The 16,040-nt window shown below is 72.6% G+C and carries 8 protein-coding genes; 3 read left to right on the forward strand and 5 right to left on the reverse strand.

Annotated features, from left to right (window positions below; all coding sequences use genetic code 11):
* Positions 1 to 65 precede the first annotated feature (65 nt).
* Positions 66 to 9,014, reverse strand: coding sequence for a DUF5979 domain-containing protein (locus ATJ88_RS16875; RefSeq protein WP_211287535.1), 8,949 nt, complete (start codon positions 9,012 to 9,014; stop codon positions 66 to 68).
* 217 nt (positions 9,015 to 9,231) lie between these two features.
* Here ATJ88_RS16875 and ATJ88_RS16880 point away from each other — a divergent pair, with 217 nt between their 5' ends.
* Positions 9,232 to 10,995 carry a SulP family inorganic anion transporter gene (locus ATJ88_RS16880; protein WP_211287536.1) on the forward strand — a complete coding sequence of 588 codons (1,764 nt, stop codon included), beginning with the start codon at positions 9,232 to 9,234 and terminating at the stop codon, positions 10,993 to 10,995.
* Positions 10,992 to 11,840 carry a transporter gene (locus tag ATJ88_RS16885; protein ID WP_098464833.1) on the forward strand — a complete coding sequence of 283 codons (849 nt, stop codon included), beginning with the start codon at positions 10,992 to 10,994 and terminating at the stop codon, positions 11,838 to 11,840. Before ATJ88_RS16880 ends, ATJ88_RS16885 begins: the two co-directional genes overlap by 4 nt.
* 4 nt (positions 11,841 to 11,844) lie before the next feature.
* On the opposite strand, the gene ATJ88_RS16890 is transcribed toward ATJ88_RS16885, so the two are convergent.
* Both ATJ88_RS16890 and ATJ88_RS16895 read right to left on the reverse strand, forming a co-directional pair.
* The gene (locus ATJ88_RS16890; RefSeq protein ID WP_098464834.1) at positions 11,845 to 12,204 is read right to left on the reverse strand and encodes a DUF202 domain-containing protein; all 360 of its coding nucleotides are present in this window, start codon (positions 12,202 to 12,204) and stop codon (positions 11,845 to 11,847) included.
* A gap of 3 nt (positions 12,205 to 12,207) precedes the next feature.
* Positions 12,208 to 12,615, reverse strand: coding sequence for a YidH family protein (locus tag ATJ88_RS16895; protein ID WP_098464835.1), 408 nt, complete (start codon positions 12,613 to 12,615; stop codon positions 12,208 to 12,210).
* Positions 12,616 to 12,717: 102 nt separating this feature from the next.
* On the opposite strand from ATJ88_RS16895, the gene ATJ88_RS16900 reads away from it, so the two are divergent.
* On the forward strand, positions 12,718 to 14,610 hold the full coding sequence (locus ATJ88_RS16900; RefSeq protein ID WP_098464836.1) for an alkyl/aryl-sulfatase: 1,893 nt from the start codon (positions 12,718 to 12,720) through the stop codon (positions 14,608 to 14,610).
* Positions 14,611 to 14,677: 67 nt separating this feature from the next.
* Here the strand turns inward: ATJ88_RS16900 and ATJ88_RS16905 are convergent, their stop codons facing one another.
* Positions 14,678 to 15,103, reverse strand: coding sequence for a hypothetical protein (locus ATJ88_RS16905; RefSeq protein WP_098464837.1), 426 nt, complete (start codon positions 15,101 to 15,103; stop codon positions 14,678 to 14,680).
* Positions 15,100 to 16,023 (reverse strand): HdeD family acid-resistance protein, encoded by a 924-nt coding sequence (locus tag ATJ88_RS16910; RefSeq protein WP_098464838.1) that lies wholly within the window; start codon positions 16,021 to 16,023, stop codon positions 15,100 to 15,102. Before ATJ88_RS16910 ends, ATJ88_RS16905 begins: the two co-directional genes overlap by 4 nt.
* Positions 16,024 to 16,040 lie beyond the last annotated feature (17 nt).

Consider the following 16,040-nt stretch of genomic DNA (forward strand, 5'->3'; position numbering starts at 1 on the left):
GGGCCCTGCGCTGAGTCGCGGGCCCGGGACGGGGCCGTCCGGGGTGACGGTCCCGCCCCGGACGGTCAGTCGGTGCCCAGACGGCGGCGCACGAACACCAGCAGGCCGCCGACGGCGCCGAGGAGCAGGGCGACGCCCAGCAGGGGGAGCACGAACGCACCGGTGCGCGGCAGCGGCGGCGGCACGGCCGGGAACATGTTCGTCACGGTGACCTGTGCGGGATCGCCCGCGGCGACGACAACCGCGCCGGGCGCGCCGCCGTCCACGGCGGAGACCTCGGTCGCGGTCGCGCCGCCCGTGTCGGTCTCGGTGACGACGCACTCGGCGCCGACGGGCAGCGGGGACCACGTGACCGTCTGCCCGGCGGTGACGTCCCGGGTCGCGCCGCCGGGCACGTCGAGGTCGCGGCCCTCGAAGGTGCAGGCGAGCGACACCTCGAACGTGCCGGTGTCGTACGCGGCGCCGACGAACCCGACCTCCTTGGTGACCTGCACGGCGCCGGCGGCGTAGTCGTTGGTCACGGTCACGACCGCCGGGTCGGCGTCGGTGCCGGGCACGACGACCTCGCCCGGTGCGCCGCCGTCCACGGTGGTCGAGACGGTGGACGACGTCGCGCCGCCCGCGTCGGTCTCGGTGACGACGCACTCCGCGCCGACGGGCAGCTCGTCGTAGGTGACGGTCTCCCCCGGGCCGAACGTGCGGACGGCCCCGCCGGGGACGTCGACCGGCTCACCCTGGAACGTGCAGACGGCGTCGACCTCGTACGGCCCGGCGCCGAACTCGGCGGCGCCTCCGGTGAGCGTCTTGGTGACGTCGAACGCGCCGAGGTCGAACGTGTTGGTCACGGTGACCTCGGCGGGGTCGGCGTCGACACCGGGCACCACGGCCTCGCCGGGAGCGCCGCCGTCGACCGTGGTCGACACGGTCGAGGACGTCGCCCCGGCTGCGTCCGTCTCCGTCACCAGGCACTCCGCACCGACGGGCAGGCCGTCATAGGTGACCGATTCGCCGCCCTGGAGCTCGCGCACCGCGCCACCGGGGACGTCGACGGGCTCGCCCTCGAACGTGCAGGCCACCGACACCTCGAACGGGCCGGTGCCGTAGGCGGCGCCCGCTCCGTCCACCACCTTCGTGACGGTGAGGGCGCCGAGGTCGAACGTGTTCGTCACGACGATCTCCAGGGGGTCCGCGTCGGCCCCGGTCTCCCGCACCAGCACGGCGGGCGGCTCGATGGTGACGGACGTGGCGCCGCCCTGACCGGTCTCGGACAGGGTGCAGACGGAGCCGTCCTCCAGCCCGAAGTACACGGCCACCCCGGTGCCGTCGGTGACGTCGATCTCCCGCACGGGGCCGCCCGGGATCGGGATCGGCTCACCCCGGAACGTGCAGCGCAGCGTGACCTCGAACGGTCCGGTGCCGTAGGCCGCGCCGTCGCCGTCCACGACCTTGCGCACCAGCAGCGGGCTGGTGCTGAACAGGTTGTCGAACGTCACGGTCACGGTCGTGGGCTCGCCGTCCTCGGTCGGCGGCACGGTGACGGTCGTCGACCGGCCGGGCTGCGCCTCGCCGTCGTCCACCGTGACGGTCGTGGAGGTGGCGCCGAAGTCGTCCGTCTCGGTGACGACGCACTCCGCGCCCACCGGCAGGCCCCCGAACACGGCCGGGTCGCCGACGTCGAAGACCCGCACGGCGCCGCCCGGCACCTCGATGGGCTCGCCCTCGAACGTGCACGCCAGGGTGACCTCGAACGGCCCCACCGGGTAGAGGATCGCGCCGAGCCCGGAGGTCTCCTTGTCCACCTCGATCGTGCCGACGTCGTACGTGTTCGTCACGGTGATCGTCACCGGGTCGGCGTCGTCCGCGGGGACGACGACCTCGCCGGGTGCGCCGCCGTCGATGGACGTGGAGATCTCGACGTCGGTGGCGCCGAAGTCGTCGGTCTCGGTGACGGTGCACTCCGCACCCACGGGCAGGCCGTCGTACGTGACCGAGCCGCCGGGGGTGAGGATCTGCGTCGCGCCGCCCGGGACGGCGACGTCCGCGCCCTCGAACGTGCACGCCACCGACACCTCGAACGGGCCGGTGCCGAACGCGGCACCGTCACCCTCGACGACCTTCTCCACGGTGAAGGAGCCCAGGTCGTACGTGTTGGTCACGGTCACCTCGACGACGTCGGTGGTGCCGTCCGCGCCTCCGACGACGAGCGTGTCGGGGTCGATCACGACGGACGTGGCCTGGCCCGGGTCGGACTCGGTGACGGTGCACTCCGCCCCGATCGGCAGACCGTCCCAGGTGACGGTGCCGCCGTCGGTGACCGTCCGGGTCGCGCCGCCGGGCACGTCGATCGGCTCGCCCTCGAAGGTGCACTCCAGCGTCAGCTCGTAGGGGCCCTGCGCGAACTCCGCGCCGTCCCCGTCGACCGTCTTCGTGGCCTCGACGGCGCCCGCGTCGAACGTGTTGGTCGCGACGACCTCGACCGTGCCGCCGCCGTCCGTGCCGGGCGGCACGACGACGTCGACGGTGGTGCCGTCCACGGGCGCGCCGTCGTCGACGGTGAGCGTGGACGAGGTGGCGCCGCCGGTGCCGGTCTCGGTCACGGTGCACTCCGCGCCGACGGGCAGACCGTCGAACGTCACGGTCTCCCCGCCCACGAACGTCTGCGACGCGGGGTCCACCGTGACCGGCTGCCCCTGGAACGTGCACTCCACGGTCACCTCGAACGGTCCGACGCCGAACTCCGCGGCGTCGCCGTCCACGACCTTCGACACCTCGATCGCGCCGAGGTCGAACGTGTTGGTCGCCGTCACGGTGACCGTCTCGTCCGCGACGATCGTCACCGGGCTGGGCGACACGTCCACCGTGGTGGCGCCGCCGTCGTCGGACTCGATGACGGTGCAGGACGCTCCCGCCGCCAGGTCGTCGATCGTCACGGACTCGCCGCCGGTGAGCGTGATCGTGTCGGCGTACACCACGGTCTCGCCCTGGCCGGTGTCCAGGGTGCACTCGACGTCGAGCGTGAACGGACCCGCGCCGAACCCCGCGCCGTCGCCGTCCACGACCTTCGCGACCTCCAGCGACCCGACGTCGTAGGCGTTGGTGATCTCCGCGGCGTTCGTGGCCCGGCTCGTCGACTGCGTGTCCGGCTCCAGCACGACGGTGGTGGACGTGCCGTCCGTCGTCACGACGCCGCCGTCGTCCTGCGTGACCGTGATCGACGTCGACGGCGCGCCCGCCGTCCCCGTCTCCGTGATCGTGCACTCCGCGCCCGCCGGCAGGCCGGTGAGCTCGACGGGATCCGCACCGTCCTGGAGCTCCACCACCATCGGGGCGTCGGGCCCGTACCCGTCGGCGTACACCGCGTCGCCGAGGAACGTGCACTCCACGGTGGCCTCGAACGGGCCGTAGGCGATCGGGTTCCCGTCCGCGTCGACCGCGTCGCTCTCCACCTTCTTCGACAGCTCCAGGCCGGCGAGCCGGTAGATGTTCGCCACGAAGATGTCGACGACGTCGGGGTCCTGCTCGATCGTGACCGACGACGGGATGACGACCACGTCGGTCTGGCCGTTGCCGGCGGCCTCGGAGATCGTGCACTCCGCGCCGTACGGCAGGTTCGGGACGACGAGCGGTTCGCCGGGGGTCACGGTGACCGGGATCGGGTCGAGCTCGGTCTCCACCCACGACCCGACCGCGGACGTGCACAGCACCTCCAGGTCCATCGTGTCCGGCGCGTACGCCGCCCCGTCGCCCAGCACCAGCTTGTTGACCTCCAGCGGGCCGGCCGCCGTGGCGATACCGACCTGCGGGCCCTCCACGGGCAGCAGGTTGCGCAGGTCCCCGTCCTCGCGCTGGTACACGGCGTTCACCGCCGCGGAGTTGAACGCGTACGCCAGGTTGCCGTCGTCCGGCACCTCCGGCGGGGTCGTCGACACCGCCTCCAGCGCGACGAACTCACCCGGCTCGAGCGCCTCGCCGTCGGGGAAGGTGATGACGAACTTGATCGCCGTGACCTGGCTGAGGAGGCTCTCGGGCTCGTCACCGGTGAACGGCACCCACCCGGTCGTCGGGTCGTCGGTGGGGCAGACCGGGTCGTTCAGCGGGTCCTCGATGTCGTCCAGGCAGTAGTCGTCCACCGTCGTGTAGGAGAACCTCGCCGTGGTGCCCGCCGGGGCGTTGACGAGCTGCGGCGGCGGGTCGCCCCGCAGGATCGGCTCGAACTGCGAACCGCGCGAGGTGTCCGCGTACGACCCCGTGTCGCCCGGCGTGGGGAAGCGGTCGTAGCCGACCAGCTTGAGCACGGGGTCGTTGCCGACGTTGCGGATGTTGACCCGCCAGGTCTCGTCGTGGCCCGGCGGGACGACCGGGGTGCAGGGGTAGGCGTAGAAGCCGTCCAGGTCCGGCGTGCACACGGTGTCCGGGTCCGCGCCCGGCGCGAGGATCACGTCCAGCTCGTCGTCCTCGGTCGCCTTCACCAGCTTGTTCTGGCTGATCACCGCCGACTCGGTGGGGCGGACGTCCGCGTCGGCCTCGCACGCGCCCGTGGCGTCGTCCAGCCGCGTCACGCACTCGTCCCACGGCCGGTCGCCCGTCACTCCCGCCGTGTTCTCGACGGTCGTCTGCGACGACAGGCCGACCCGGAACCGCACCAGCACCGTGATGGTGTACGTCTGCCCCACCCCGAGCGCGGCGCCCTCGGGGAACGAGAACTCCAGCGCCTCCAGGTTCCCGGTCTGGTCGATCGTGACGCCGTCCGCGCCGCCGACGGTCGTGGGCAGCGGCGTCCCGTCGGCCGGGTCCGGGTCCGGGCCCGACAGCGTGAACGAGTACGGGTCCGGGACGTCCGCCAGCGTCAGCTGCGGGCCGTCGCCGTCCACCGGCATCGGGTCGGACACCACGAGGTCCTGGATCGCCCGGTCGCCCGTGTTCGTCACCGTGATCGACATCGGGAACGTCGCCGACGGCGTCTGCGTCCCGCCCGTCACGATGCCGTCGAAGTCCTTGACGATCTCGACACCGTTCGTGGCGTGCACGTACAGCAGGTCCGCCTCGGCCTCGTCCGTGCCGGTCACCGGCCCGCCGTCGACCTGCTCCACACCCGTGGCCGTGCCCTGCACCGAGTTGTTCGCCACGCCCGGGTCGGACTCCCCCGGACTCGGCGGGTTCGACGCGAGGTCCGGCAGCACCGGGCCGCCCGAGCGCATCTCGTCGCGCCGCTCGATCGTGATCGGGACCCTCTGGACCGGCAGGGCCGGGTTCTCCCAGATCGACCCGTCCACCCGCGAGAACGTGAACCGCAGACCCTGCACGTCGCCGGGTGCGACGCCCGCCGGCAGCTGGAAGACGTCCGTCGGCGTCCCCTCGACCCACGCGCCGCCCGTCACCGTCACCGGGGTCGCCGACCCCGGCGCCCCCGTGAACGTGCCGCCCACGTAGGCGTCCACCTGCACCTGCTCGATGGGCGCGGTGAGCGTGGCCGCCGCGTCGAACCCGACGAAGTCGTACTGGTTCCAGAACTGCGGGTCGTCGTCCACGAGCACCATCTCGGCGGTCCGCGACGGCCCCAGCGGCTGCCCCGTCAACGTCATCGTCACCGGGCCGGTCGACGGCTCCACGATCTGGTCCGGCACGAACTCCTTGTCGACCCGCAGCTCCAGCAACGGGTTCTGCAGCACCATCTCGGCGTCGTCGTACGCGTTCCGCACGTCGCCGGACGTGCCGCCCGGGTCGTCGATGGTGGCCACCGCACCGTTCGGCACCGGTGAGTACTCCCCCACCGACACCGGGTCGTTGTCGTACCGGTCCAGCACCCGCAGCTTCAGCTCCAGGTCCATCGACCCCGACGCGCCCGGTGGCACCAGCCCGTCGAACGCCACCTCCACGCCGACGACGTCCACCAGCTCCGCCGCGGTCAGGGCCTCGGCGCCCGCCTCGTCGAACGTCGCCGTCGAGTCGTCGTCGTACGTGACGGTCACCGTCGTCGTCGCGTCCGGCGCCATGCCCGGCGGCGGCGTGATCGTGATGCCCGTCAGGGTGAACGCGTCGAACGGCGACGTGCCGTCCGCCGTCTGCGGGCCCGTCTGCCCCGGTGCGCCCGGCTCCACCAGGCGCAGCTGGTCCACCTTCGCGTTCGAGGCGTTGGTGCCCGTGATCCGGGCGACCGTCGTCGGGTACGCGTCGAGCGGTGTCCCCAGGGGCGGCACCGAGATCGGCCCGTCGTCCCAGTCCTTGCTCACCGCCACGTTCAGCGGCTGGTCGATGATGAGGACGTCGTCGCCGCCGACGTCCGTGTAGTCCTGGCCGTCGTACGTGCCGACCTCCTCCACGGTGTCGTTCACCAGGCCCGGTTCACCCGTGTTGTAGAGCGTGCCGTTCGTCGACCCCAGCGCCGGCGACCCGTCGCTGCGCTTGGTGTCCCGCACCTCGAACGTCAGGTCCACGTACCGGCCGTCGGCCAGCGTCGACCGCGCCACGCCGTCGCCCGGCTGCGGCGCCAACAGGCTCGACGACGTGCGGTCCGGGCTCTCGGTGATCGTCAACCGCACCGACGTGGCCTGCTCCCGCTCGTCCGCCGTCAACGTGTACCCCGGGAACGACCCGGCGCACGGGCACGGGTCGCCCGCCGCCGGCACCCACGCACCCCCGACGTACAGCTCCACCGACTCCACCTGGTCGTACTCGATCAACGGGTCGGCCGCCGTGCTGATCGGCTCGACGCGCACCAGGTCGAACGCGTCGTAGAACGAGTCCGCCAGGGCCGTGCCCTCGGGGTCCGCGATGTCGGACAGGACGACGGGGTCCACGCCGGAGAACCCGCCCGTCGACCACCCGATCCGCGCCGTCACCTGGTCGCCCGACCGCGCGAGCACGCTCGCCGGGTCCCCGCCCAGGAAGTCCTTCTGGACCAGGTTCACGCCGCCGTCCGGGTCCACCGGGAACGGGTCCACGGTCGAGCACCCCTCGGCGGGCGGCGTCGGGTCCACCGCGTCCGACGACGCGCTCGACGCGCCGCAGTTCTCCAGCACGGCGTCCCAGCCGTCCGGACCCGTGAACTCCGCGACGAAGTTCGGCTGGAACTGCGTGCCCGGCGGGAACCCGTCACCCGTGGAGTCGTAGACGAACTGCACGCCGCCGGCGCCGTCCGGCAGGTCGCAGCTCACCGTCGCCGGCCCCGTGTACGGGCCGCAGCCCGGCGCCGGGACCCACGCGCTGCCGTCCCAGTAGTTGACCGTCAACGTCGAGCCCGCCGGCACGTCCGTCGTGCGCACCGACCCCGCGGTGAAGTGGTCCCAGAACGGGCCCGGGTCGGTCGGGTCGCTCGGGTCCGAGATCACCACCTGGTCCGCGTTCGTCGTCGACCCGTCCGGGCCGAACGGCAGCAGCTGGCTCGGGAGCTGCACGATGACGTTCTGCCCCGGCACCGACGGGATCCGGGACGGCGAGATCACCTTGCCCGTCCCCGTCGCGAGCCGGTCGTTCAACGTCACCAGGGTGTCGTCCGCCGACCCGTCCGCGTTCGGCACCTCCACCGCGATCTCGTTCGGGTGCGACACGTCCGGGTCCGTCTGGTCGGGGTCGGTGTCGACCGTGAACGGGATCGTCGCCTCCCCGCCCGTCACGATGTCGCCCGTGAACTCGACGGAGAACCCCACCACCACGCAGCCCCCCGGCGGGTTCGGCAGCGTGCCCACCGTCGTCGTGCTGTCGCTCGGCGTCGTCCCGTCCGCGCAGGTGAACGTGACCGTCGCCTCCGTCGCGTCCGCCGGCCACGTCACGCCCGACCCGTCACCCGTCGGGCCGAACCCCGTTAACGTCAGCGCGTCGTCGCCCTCGAACGGGCTCGGCGTGCCCGGCGCCGGCTCGGTCAACGTCATCGAGCCGACCTCGGTGCCCGTGTTCTCCGCCCCGATCGTCACCGTCGCCGGCTGCCCGGCGCTCACCGGGTTCGGGCTGAAGCTCTTCGACCCCGACACCTCGTTGTTCGGCGGCGTGATGACGTACGTGTCCTCGTCCGTCGTCGGGTCCGACGCCCCGTCGTCACCGTGCGTCACGAACGACGACACGTCGTTGACCACCGTCGTGGGGTCGGTGAGGTCCTCCACCGCGTCGTTCTGCACGACCTCCACCGGGACGCCCGCCGTCGCGCCCGGCTGGATGTCGCCGCTGAACGTGTACCGCACGCCCTGCACCGCGGCGGGGTCCACCGAGTCGTCCAGCGGCTCCCACGAGTCGCCGTCCCAGTACTCCGCCACCACCGTGTCCGCGTTCGGCGGGTACGTGATCGTCCCCGTGCCCGCGTAGTCCAGGTACTCGAACGGGTTCGGGTCCGCCGTCGGGTCCACCGGGTCCTGGATGACGAGGGTGTCCACCGGGTCGTTCGAGGTGTTGGTCGCCCCCAGCGAGATCGTCGCCGTCGCACCCGGTTCCGCGAGCGCCCCCTCCGGACTGATCGACTTCGTCGTGTCGGAGTCCAGCTCCAGGTCCACCGCGGGCACCACGTCGTCCGAGGCCGTCTGCTCGCCCGCGTTGTCCGCGACAACCGACGCCGTGTTGGTGATCGGCACACCGTCCGCGGCGTACGGGAGGTCGGGATCGACCTGCACGACCACGGTGATGACGGCCTGGGAGCCGTTGGGGAACGTGTCCCAGCCGGCGGTGACGGTGTCGCCGTCGGTGTCGGCGTCGATCGTGCCACCCGCCGGCCCGCTCGCGATGGTCGCGCCGACCAGGCTCAGCCCGTCCGGCAGCGCGTCGGTCAGCACCGTGCCGGAGCATGCCTCCACCGGGTCCGAGCAGGCGATCGTGATGTCGAACGACACCTGCTCGCCCGGTGCGAACGGACCGTCGCCCTGCACCTGCTTGGAGATGCCGAGGGTGGCGGCCGACGCCGTCGTCGCCGGCACGGCGACCATCGGCAGGGCGAGGGCGAGCACGCCGAGCACCGACCAGCCGCGCGCGAACCGCCGTCCGTCGCGGCGACCTCGTCGTCGCCGGTCCACCCCGCTCCCACCAACCGCCATCGGTGCCCTCCACGACTCGGTGACGGCCTGTGCGTCCTGCACAGTTGCCTCCCCCGACAGTGACAGAGGGTGTGACGTTCGTCTCGGGGTACTCGGACATGCCGCGCTCTTCCGTCACGGCCGTCTGAACGGCACGGAACCGAGCGAAAACGTGCGCAATCGTCGAAGCCGCCCGCTCCGGTCGCGACCCCGCGCCCGGTGCGGCATCGTGCGAGGCGTGCCCACCAGGCCCACGCCGCGCGACCTAGTCTCCGGGTTCGTCACCGGCCTGTTCTCCATCCCGGAGGGCATGGCCTACGCCACCGTGGGCGGGTTCTCCGCACCCCTGGGCCTGTGGTCCGGCGCGGTGCCGACCATCGTCGGGTCGGTCTTCTCCCGCACCGTCCTCATGGTGACGACCCTGACCAGCGCCATCGCGCTCTCCGCGCAGAGCATCCTCACCGACGCCGGCCTCGACCCCGGCGACCTGGGCGCCGTCGCGGCGCTCACGCTCGTCGTCGGGCTGTGGATGGTGCTGCTCGGGGTGCTCCGCCTCGGCTCGGTGATGTCGTTCGTGTCCACCGCCGTCATGACCGGCTTCACCGCCGGCATCGCCGTGCAGATCGTCGCGGGCGTCGTCGAGGACGCCACCGGGTACGACCCGCAGTCGCACAACACCGTCGGCAAGCTCGTCGAGGCCGTCGCGCACGTCGGCGACTGGGACGCGCCCACCGTCGTCGTCGCGGCCGCGACCGTCGCCGTCTGGGCGGGCCTCTCCCTCGTGCCGCGGCTGCGCAAGACGGCGACACTGGTCTCGCTCGTCGTCGTCACCGCCGTCGTGGCGGTCGCCGGCATCGACGTCGAGACGGTCGGCGACATCGCCGCCATCCCCCGCTCGCTGCCGCCGCTGAGCCTGCCCGACCTCGCCGCGCTGCCTCACCTCGCGTGGGGCGGACTCGCCATCGCGCTCATCGCGCTCGCCCAGGCCGCCGGGATCAGCGCCGCCGTCTCCAACCCCGACGGGACCCGCGCCGACGCCTCGAAGGACTTCACCGCGCAGGGCCTCGCGAACGTCGCGGGCGGGTTCTTCGGCGCCCTGCCGACCGGTGGTTCGCTGTCCCGCACCGGCGTCGCCACCAGCGGCGGCGCGCAGACCCGGTGGGCCGGGATCTTCGCCGGCGTCTGGCTCGTGCTCCTCGTCCTCGCGCTCGGGCCGTTCGCCGGGACCATCCCGATGGCCGTCATCGGCGGGCTCCTGCTCGTCATCGGCGGGGAGCTCGTCATGGGCCGCCGCCGGGACGTCGTGCTCGTCGCCCGCACGTCACCGCTGTCCACCGCGGCCATGGTCGTGACGTTCGCCGCCACCACCCAGCTCCCCCTCCAGCAGGCGATCTTCCTCGGTGCCGCGCTGTCGATCGTGCTGTTCGCCGTCCAGGCGGCGAAGCGTGGCCGCGTCGTCGAGCTCGTGCCCGACGGCGCCGGCGACTTCGGCATCGCCGACGCCCCCGCCGACCTGCCCAGCGGCCGCACCACCGTGCTCCACTACGTCGGCAGCGGGTTCTTCGCCGAGGTCAACCGGGTCGAGCAGGAGTGGCCGCACACGGCCGGCGCCCACGACGCCGCCCTCGTGGTCTCCCTGCGCGGGTCCGCCGGCATCCCCTCGACCACGTTCCTCAAGTCCCTCGACCGGCTGCTGGACCGCTGGCACGAGCACGGTGTGGAGGTCGTCCTCTGCGGCGTACCCGACGAGCTCCGTGAGCGGTTCGCCGTCGGCGGTGTCTCCGACCGGGTGCGCGACGCCGTCCTCGGTGACGCCGGGGGGATCCTCGCCACCCTGCGCGAGGCGTACGACCTCGCGGAGCGACGGCGCCGCGCCGCGAGCGCGGCGACGCTCGACCACCACGCCGCCGACCCGGACGGCGCTGCTCCCGGGGACCCACCCCGTGCTGTACCCACCGACCCGCTCGGCGACCCGGGCTCCACCGGCCAGGAGGCCCCATGACCGACGTGCTCACCGCGATCGCCCAGGTGTCGATCCTCGTCTTCGTGCTCACGTCGATGATCGGCCTCGGCCTCTCCCTCACCGTGCGGCAGGTCCTCACGCCGCTGAAGGACGCGCGGCTCGTCGTGCTCGGACTCGTGACCAGCTTCGTCGTCGCCCCCGCCGCGGCCTGGGGTCTCGCGGCGCTGTTCGGGCTCGACGACTCCGCGTCGCTCGGCCTCCTGCTCCTCGGCGTCGCCGCCGGCGCCCCGTTCCTGCCCAAGCTCGCGCAGATGGCCCACGGGCAGGTGCCCTACTCCGTCGGGCTCATGGTGCTGCTCATGGTCGTCACCGTCGGGTACGTGCCGCTCGTGCTGCCGCTGCTCGTCGACGGCGTGGCCGTGAGCGCCTGGGACATCGCCCGGCCCCTGCTGGTGCTGATGCTGCTCCCCCTGGCCGTCGCCCTCGCCGTCCGCGCCCGCTACCCCCGGTCGGCCGCCCTCGCCCCGCGCCTCAACCAGATCTCCACCACGGCGCTCGCGCTCGGCATCGGCGCCGCCGTCGTCGTCGCGCTGCCCGAGATCGGGGACCAGGTCGGCACCGGTGTCGTGGTGGCCACCCTGCTGCTCGTGGTCGTGCTGCTCGCCGTCGGGTACCTGCTCGGCGGGACGGGCCGGGCCCAGCGCGTCACCACCGCCCTCGGCACGGCCCAGCGCAACCTGTCCGCCGCGCTCCTCGTCGCCGGGACCAGCTTCGTCGGCACCCCGGAGGTGCTGGTCACCGTCATGGTCGCCAGCCTCGTGCTCACCGCCGCGCTGCTCCTGGCCGCCGCCGAGGTGGGACGCCGGGCACCCGGTGACGCCTGAGCAGTCAGAGCACCAGGATCGCGACGAGGCCCGCCAGACCCAGCAGCGCCGTCCCGCCGCACATCACGGCGACCCGGCGGCCGTGCCGCAGCCGCGGCTCGTCGTGCGACAGGTGGTGGTGGGTGTGGCGTGCGTGCCGCTTCGCGAACCACCACAGCGGCGGGGTGAGGATCATCGCCACGGCCGCCGCCCACACCAGCGACGCCGGCCCGTCCACCCCGGGCAGCGTCTGCCACGCCACCGCGGTGGCCGCCGTGAACGACAGGAGCGTGCGCCGCCACGCCAGCGCCGTCCGCTCCGCCTGAAGGCCTCGGTCACGCTCCGGGCCGACGACGGGCGGGTGCCGACGGTCGGCGGCGCCCATCCGTCAGCCCTCGCCGTGCAGTACGAGCGCGAGGAGCGCGAGCAGCCCGACCACGGTGACGGTGACGACCAGCACGAAGCCGGTGAGCGCGCCCGGGAGCTCGCCCTCCTCCCGCATGGCACGTTCGGTACGTGCCCACTCGATCCAGGCCACGACGGGGACGGTGAACCCCGCCACCAGCAGGACGACGGCCGCGGACAACCGCAGGTGGGGCTCCATCGGCAGGTCGAGCGCCTCCAGCGCCGTCCCGCCCGCGATGAGCCCGAGGGCCGTGCGCAACCACGCGAGGATGGTGCGCTCGTTGGCCAGGGAGAACCGCGGGTCCGGCTCCGTGCCGCGCGAGTACACCCAGCGCGGGAAGCGTTCGTGCGGCGACGGTCCACCGCCGTCCCGACCTGGTCTGCTGGCCACACGCGTCTCCTCGATCGCCTGGCAGCACGGTAGCGGTGGCAGGAACGAACGGCATCAGGGCCTCGCCGCGCGAGAGCGACGGCTCCTTGCGACGATCGGGTCATGTCGACCGCACCGAAGCCAGCCACGCCCACCGTCGCGCGCCAGCAGCAGGAGGTCCGCGCGACGCTGCCCTTCAACGACACCCAGGACTTCGACGACGCCACGCGGGGCCTGATCGCCCGCCGTGAACCGGGAAAGGTGACCGACGGCTCCGGCCGGGTCGTCTGGGACAACGACACCTACGCGTTCCTCGACGGCGACTCACCCGACACCGTCAACCCGAGCCTGTGGCGCCAGTCCACGCTGGTCGCGACCGACGGCCTCTTCGAGGTCGTCCCCGGCATCTACCAGGTGCGTGGCCTCGACCTGTCGACAGTCTCCTTCGTCGAGGGTGACGAGGGCGTGATCGTGATCGACCCGCTGATCTCGGTGGAGACGGCCGCCGCGGCGCTCGCCCTCTACCGGGAGCACCGCGGCGAGCGCCGCGTCACCGCGGTGATCTACTCCCACTCGCACGTCGACCACTTCGGCGGCGTCCGCGGTGTCGTGGACGAGGCGGAGGTCGATGCCGGACGGGTGCAGGTCATCGCCCCGGAGGGCTTCGTCGAGCACGCGGTCTCCGAGAACGTGTACGCCGGTACCGCCATGGGACGCCGGGCCGGATACATGTACGGTGCCGCGCTGGCCCGCGGCCCGCAGGGGCAGGTCGGGGCCGGCCTCGGGCAGACGACGTCCACGGGCACGGTCACGCTCATCCCCCCGACCCTGACCATCTCCACGACCGGCGAGGAACAGGTGGTCGACGGGGTGCGGATCGTCTTCCAGATGGCACCCGACAGCGAGGCGCCGTCCGAGATGCTGTTCTACTTCCCGGACCACCGTGCCCTCTGCGCCGCGGAGGACGCCACCCACACGCACCACAACCTGCTCACGCTGCGCGGTGCCGTGGTCCGGGACCCGAACTCCTGGGCGAAGTACCTCACGGAGACCATCGACCTGTTCGGCGACGACCTCGAGGTCGTGTTCGCCTCCCACCACTGGCCCACCTGGGGTCGCGAGCGCGTCGTCCGATACCTGGAGAACCAGCGCGACCTGTACGCGTACCTGCACGACCAGACTCTGCGGATGCTCAACAAGGGCCTCACCGGTGCGGAGATCGCCGAGGAGATCCAGCTGCCGCCAGTGCTGGAGAACGCCTGGAACACGCGGGGCTACTACGGGTCCGTGAGCCACAACGTCAAGGCGATCTACCAGCGCTACATGGGCTGGTTCGACGGGAACCCGGCGCACCTGTGGGAGCATCCGCCGGTGGAGCGCGCGCGACGCTACGTCGACTTCATGGGTGGCGCGGACGCTGTCCTCGCCCGGGCCCGGGAGTCGTTCGCCGAGGGCGACCTGCGCTGGGCGGCCGAGGTGGTCAACCACGTCGTGTTCGCCGACCCGACGAACTCCGAGGCGCGCACCCTGCTGGCCGACACGTACGAGCAGCTCGGCTACGGATCCGAGAACGGCACGTGGCGCAACTTCTACCTGTCCGGCGCCACCGAGCTGCGCGACGGGACGTTCGGGACCCCCACGACGACCGCAGCGGCCGACATCGTCGCGAACCTCTCTCCCGGCATGCTGTTCGACGCGCTCGCCGTCCAGGTGGACGGCCCGCGCGCCTGGGACGAGCGGGTCACGCTCGACGTGGTCCTGACGGACTCCGGCGAGCGCTACCGCGTCCGCCTCGCAAACGGCGTGCTGACGTACTGCACCACCCTCCGCGGCGGCGACCCGGACGTCACCCTCACCACCACGCGGTCCCGCCTCCCGGCGCTGGCCGGCGGGGCGCTGTCTCCGCGCCAGCTCGTGGACGCCGGGATCCAGGTCACCGGGGACGCTGCGGCGCTCGACCGGCTCGTTTCGGTGCTCGACGGCGGTGACCCGGACTTCGACATCGTCACCCCCTGATCAGCGACGAGGCCCGGACTCCCCAGAAGTCCGGGCCTCGCCGCGTCCACGGCTCGCCGACGCGAGGTCAGGCGGCGCCGCGGCGTCCGTCCCCCTGCAGCGCGTTCCTCAGCATGACGGCGGGCAGCAGGAAGGTGGCGAACATCGTCACCAGCCAGACGATGACAGGCCCGAGGACCCAGCCCTGCCAGCCCTCGATGGTGAGCCCGTCCGGTGCGACGAGGACGGCGAGGAGCAGCGCCACGTAGGTGGTCACCAGGCCCACGACGCCGAGCAGCGCCGGAGCGTTGCGTTGCGCGACCTGGGCGAAGAGCGGGGACAGCACGGCCTGCCCGATCGCGAAGATGACGACGGCCAGCACGAACGTCAACGGGTTGGCCCAGACGACGTCGAACGTCTGCCAGTCGAACAGGCCGAAGAGCAGGTCGGTGAGCACGATGCCGATCGCCGCGGCGAGCAGGAAGACCGCGGTCCGGGCCAACAGCTTGATCATGTGGTGCGCTCCTCAGGGGTGGGGATACCGGGGACGTCGTCGTCCACGGCCAGATCTGTGTCGCCAGGACGGCCGTCCGCCTCCTGCGCAGCGCTCGTCCCCTCCGTCGTCGGGCCGACGACCATGGACTGCGAGTCCTTCGCGCGGGAGGTGGCGGCATGGAGCTCACCACCCTCGCCGCGTGACGTCTCGACGGCAGGTCCGGTCGCCGGTCGTTCGAAGCGCGGCCCTTGAGCGTGTGCCGGCGCGGCGGCGGGGTTGGCGGCTCCGAGAACCGATCCGCCGCTGATCCGGATGCCCGCCTTCTCCGCCTGCTCGCGCAGGTCCCGGAGCTCCCGGGCCACCGACCTGACGGCGAAGCCGGACACCAGATGGATCGAGCCCGCCACGAACGCGAACAGCGCGAAGACGATGGTGACGAGCCGCAGGACGTCGACGGTGTCGAGCGGCTGGATGACGAGCAGCATGCCGAACAGGCCCGCGGTCAGGCCGAACGTGACCAGCCACGCCCAGCCGAGGTCGCGGTTGCGGGCGAGCGCCACCCCACCGACGACGGCGACGATCCCGAGGACGATCGTCCAGCTCGCCAGGACGTAGTAGAGGACGGTCGGCGAGACGTCCGGCCAGAACGCGACGGCGACGCCGAACAGCGCGTTGACACCCGCCTGGGCGAGCCACCACGTCGCGCCGACCTGCCTCCGGTGGGCGGACCACTGGACGAGGACCAGCAGCGCGTCGAGGACGAGGAACGCCCCGACCACCATCCGCATGACGTCGAGCTCGTGCAGCGGCTCGATGAGGAGCAGCAGCCCCAGCACGATGAACGCGATCCCACGGACGACGGGCAACCACCACACCCGCCGGAAGGGGTTGTGCACCGCGTCCACCTGGTCGTCGCTCTCCAGCACGTCTCCTGCCATCGGAACCTCCGGTCGTG

The sequence above is a fragment of the Isoptericola jiangsuensis genome (genome assembly GCF_002563715.1).
Taxonomy (GTDB): domain Bacteria; phylum Actinomycetota; class Actinomycetes; order Actinomycetales; family Cellulomonadaceae; genus Isoptericola; species Isoptericola jiangsuensis.

What these genes read in the sequence shown, in the direction of transcription:
- ATJ88_RS16875 (WP_211287535.1), bottom strand. Translation starts at nt 9,014, where the DNA reads ATGGCGGTTGGTGGGAGCGGGGTGGACCGGCGACGACGAGGTCGCCGC.
- ATJ88_RS16885 (WP_098464833.1), top strand. Translation starts at nt 10,992, where the DNA reads ATGACCGACGTGCTCACCGCGATCGCCCAGGTGTCGATCCTCGTCTTC.
- ATJ88_RS16890 (WP_098464834.1), bottom strand. Translation starts at nt 12,204, where the DNA reads ATGGGCGCCGCCGACCGTCGGCACCCGCCCGTCGTCGGCCCGGAGCGT.
- ATJ88_RS16900 (WP_098464836.1), top strand. Translation starts at nt 12,718, where the DNA reads ATGTCGACCGCACCGAAGCCAGCCACGCCCACCGTCGCGCGCCAGCAG.
- ATJ88_RS16905 (WP_098464837.1), bottom strand. Translation starts at nt 15,103, where the DNA reads ATGATCAAGCTGTTGGCCCGGACCGCGGTCTTCCTGCTCGCCGCGGCG.
- ATJ88_RS16910 (WP_098464838.1), bottom strand. Translation starts at nt 16,023, where the DNA reads ATGGCAGGAGACGTGCTGGAGAGCGACGACCAGGTGGACGCGGTGCAC.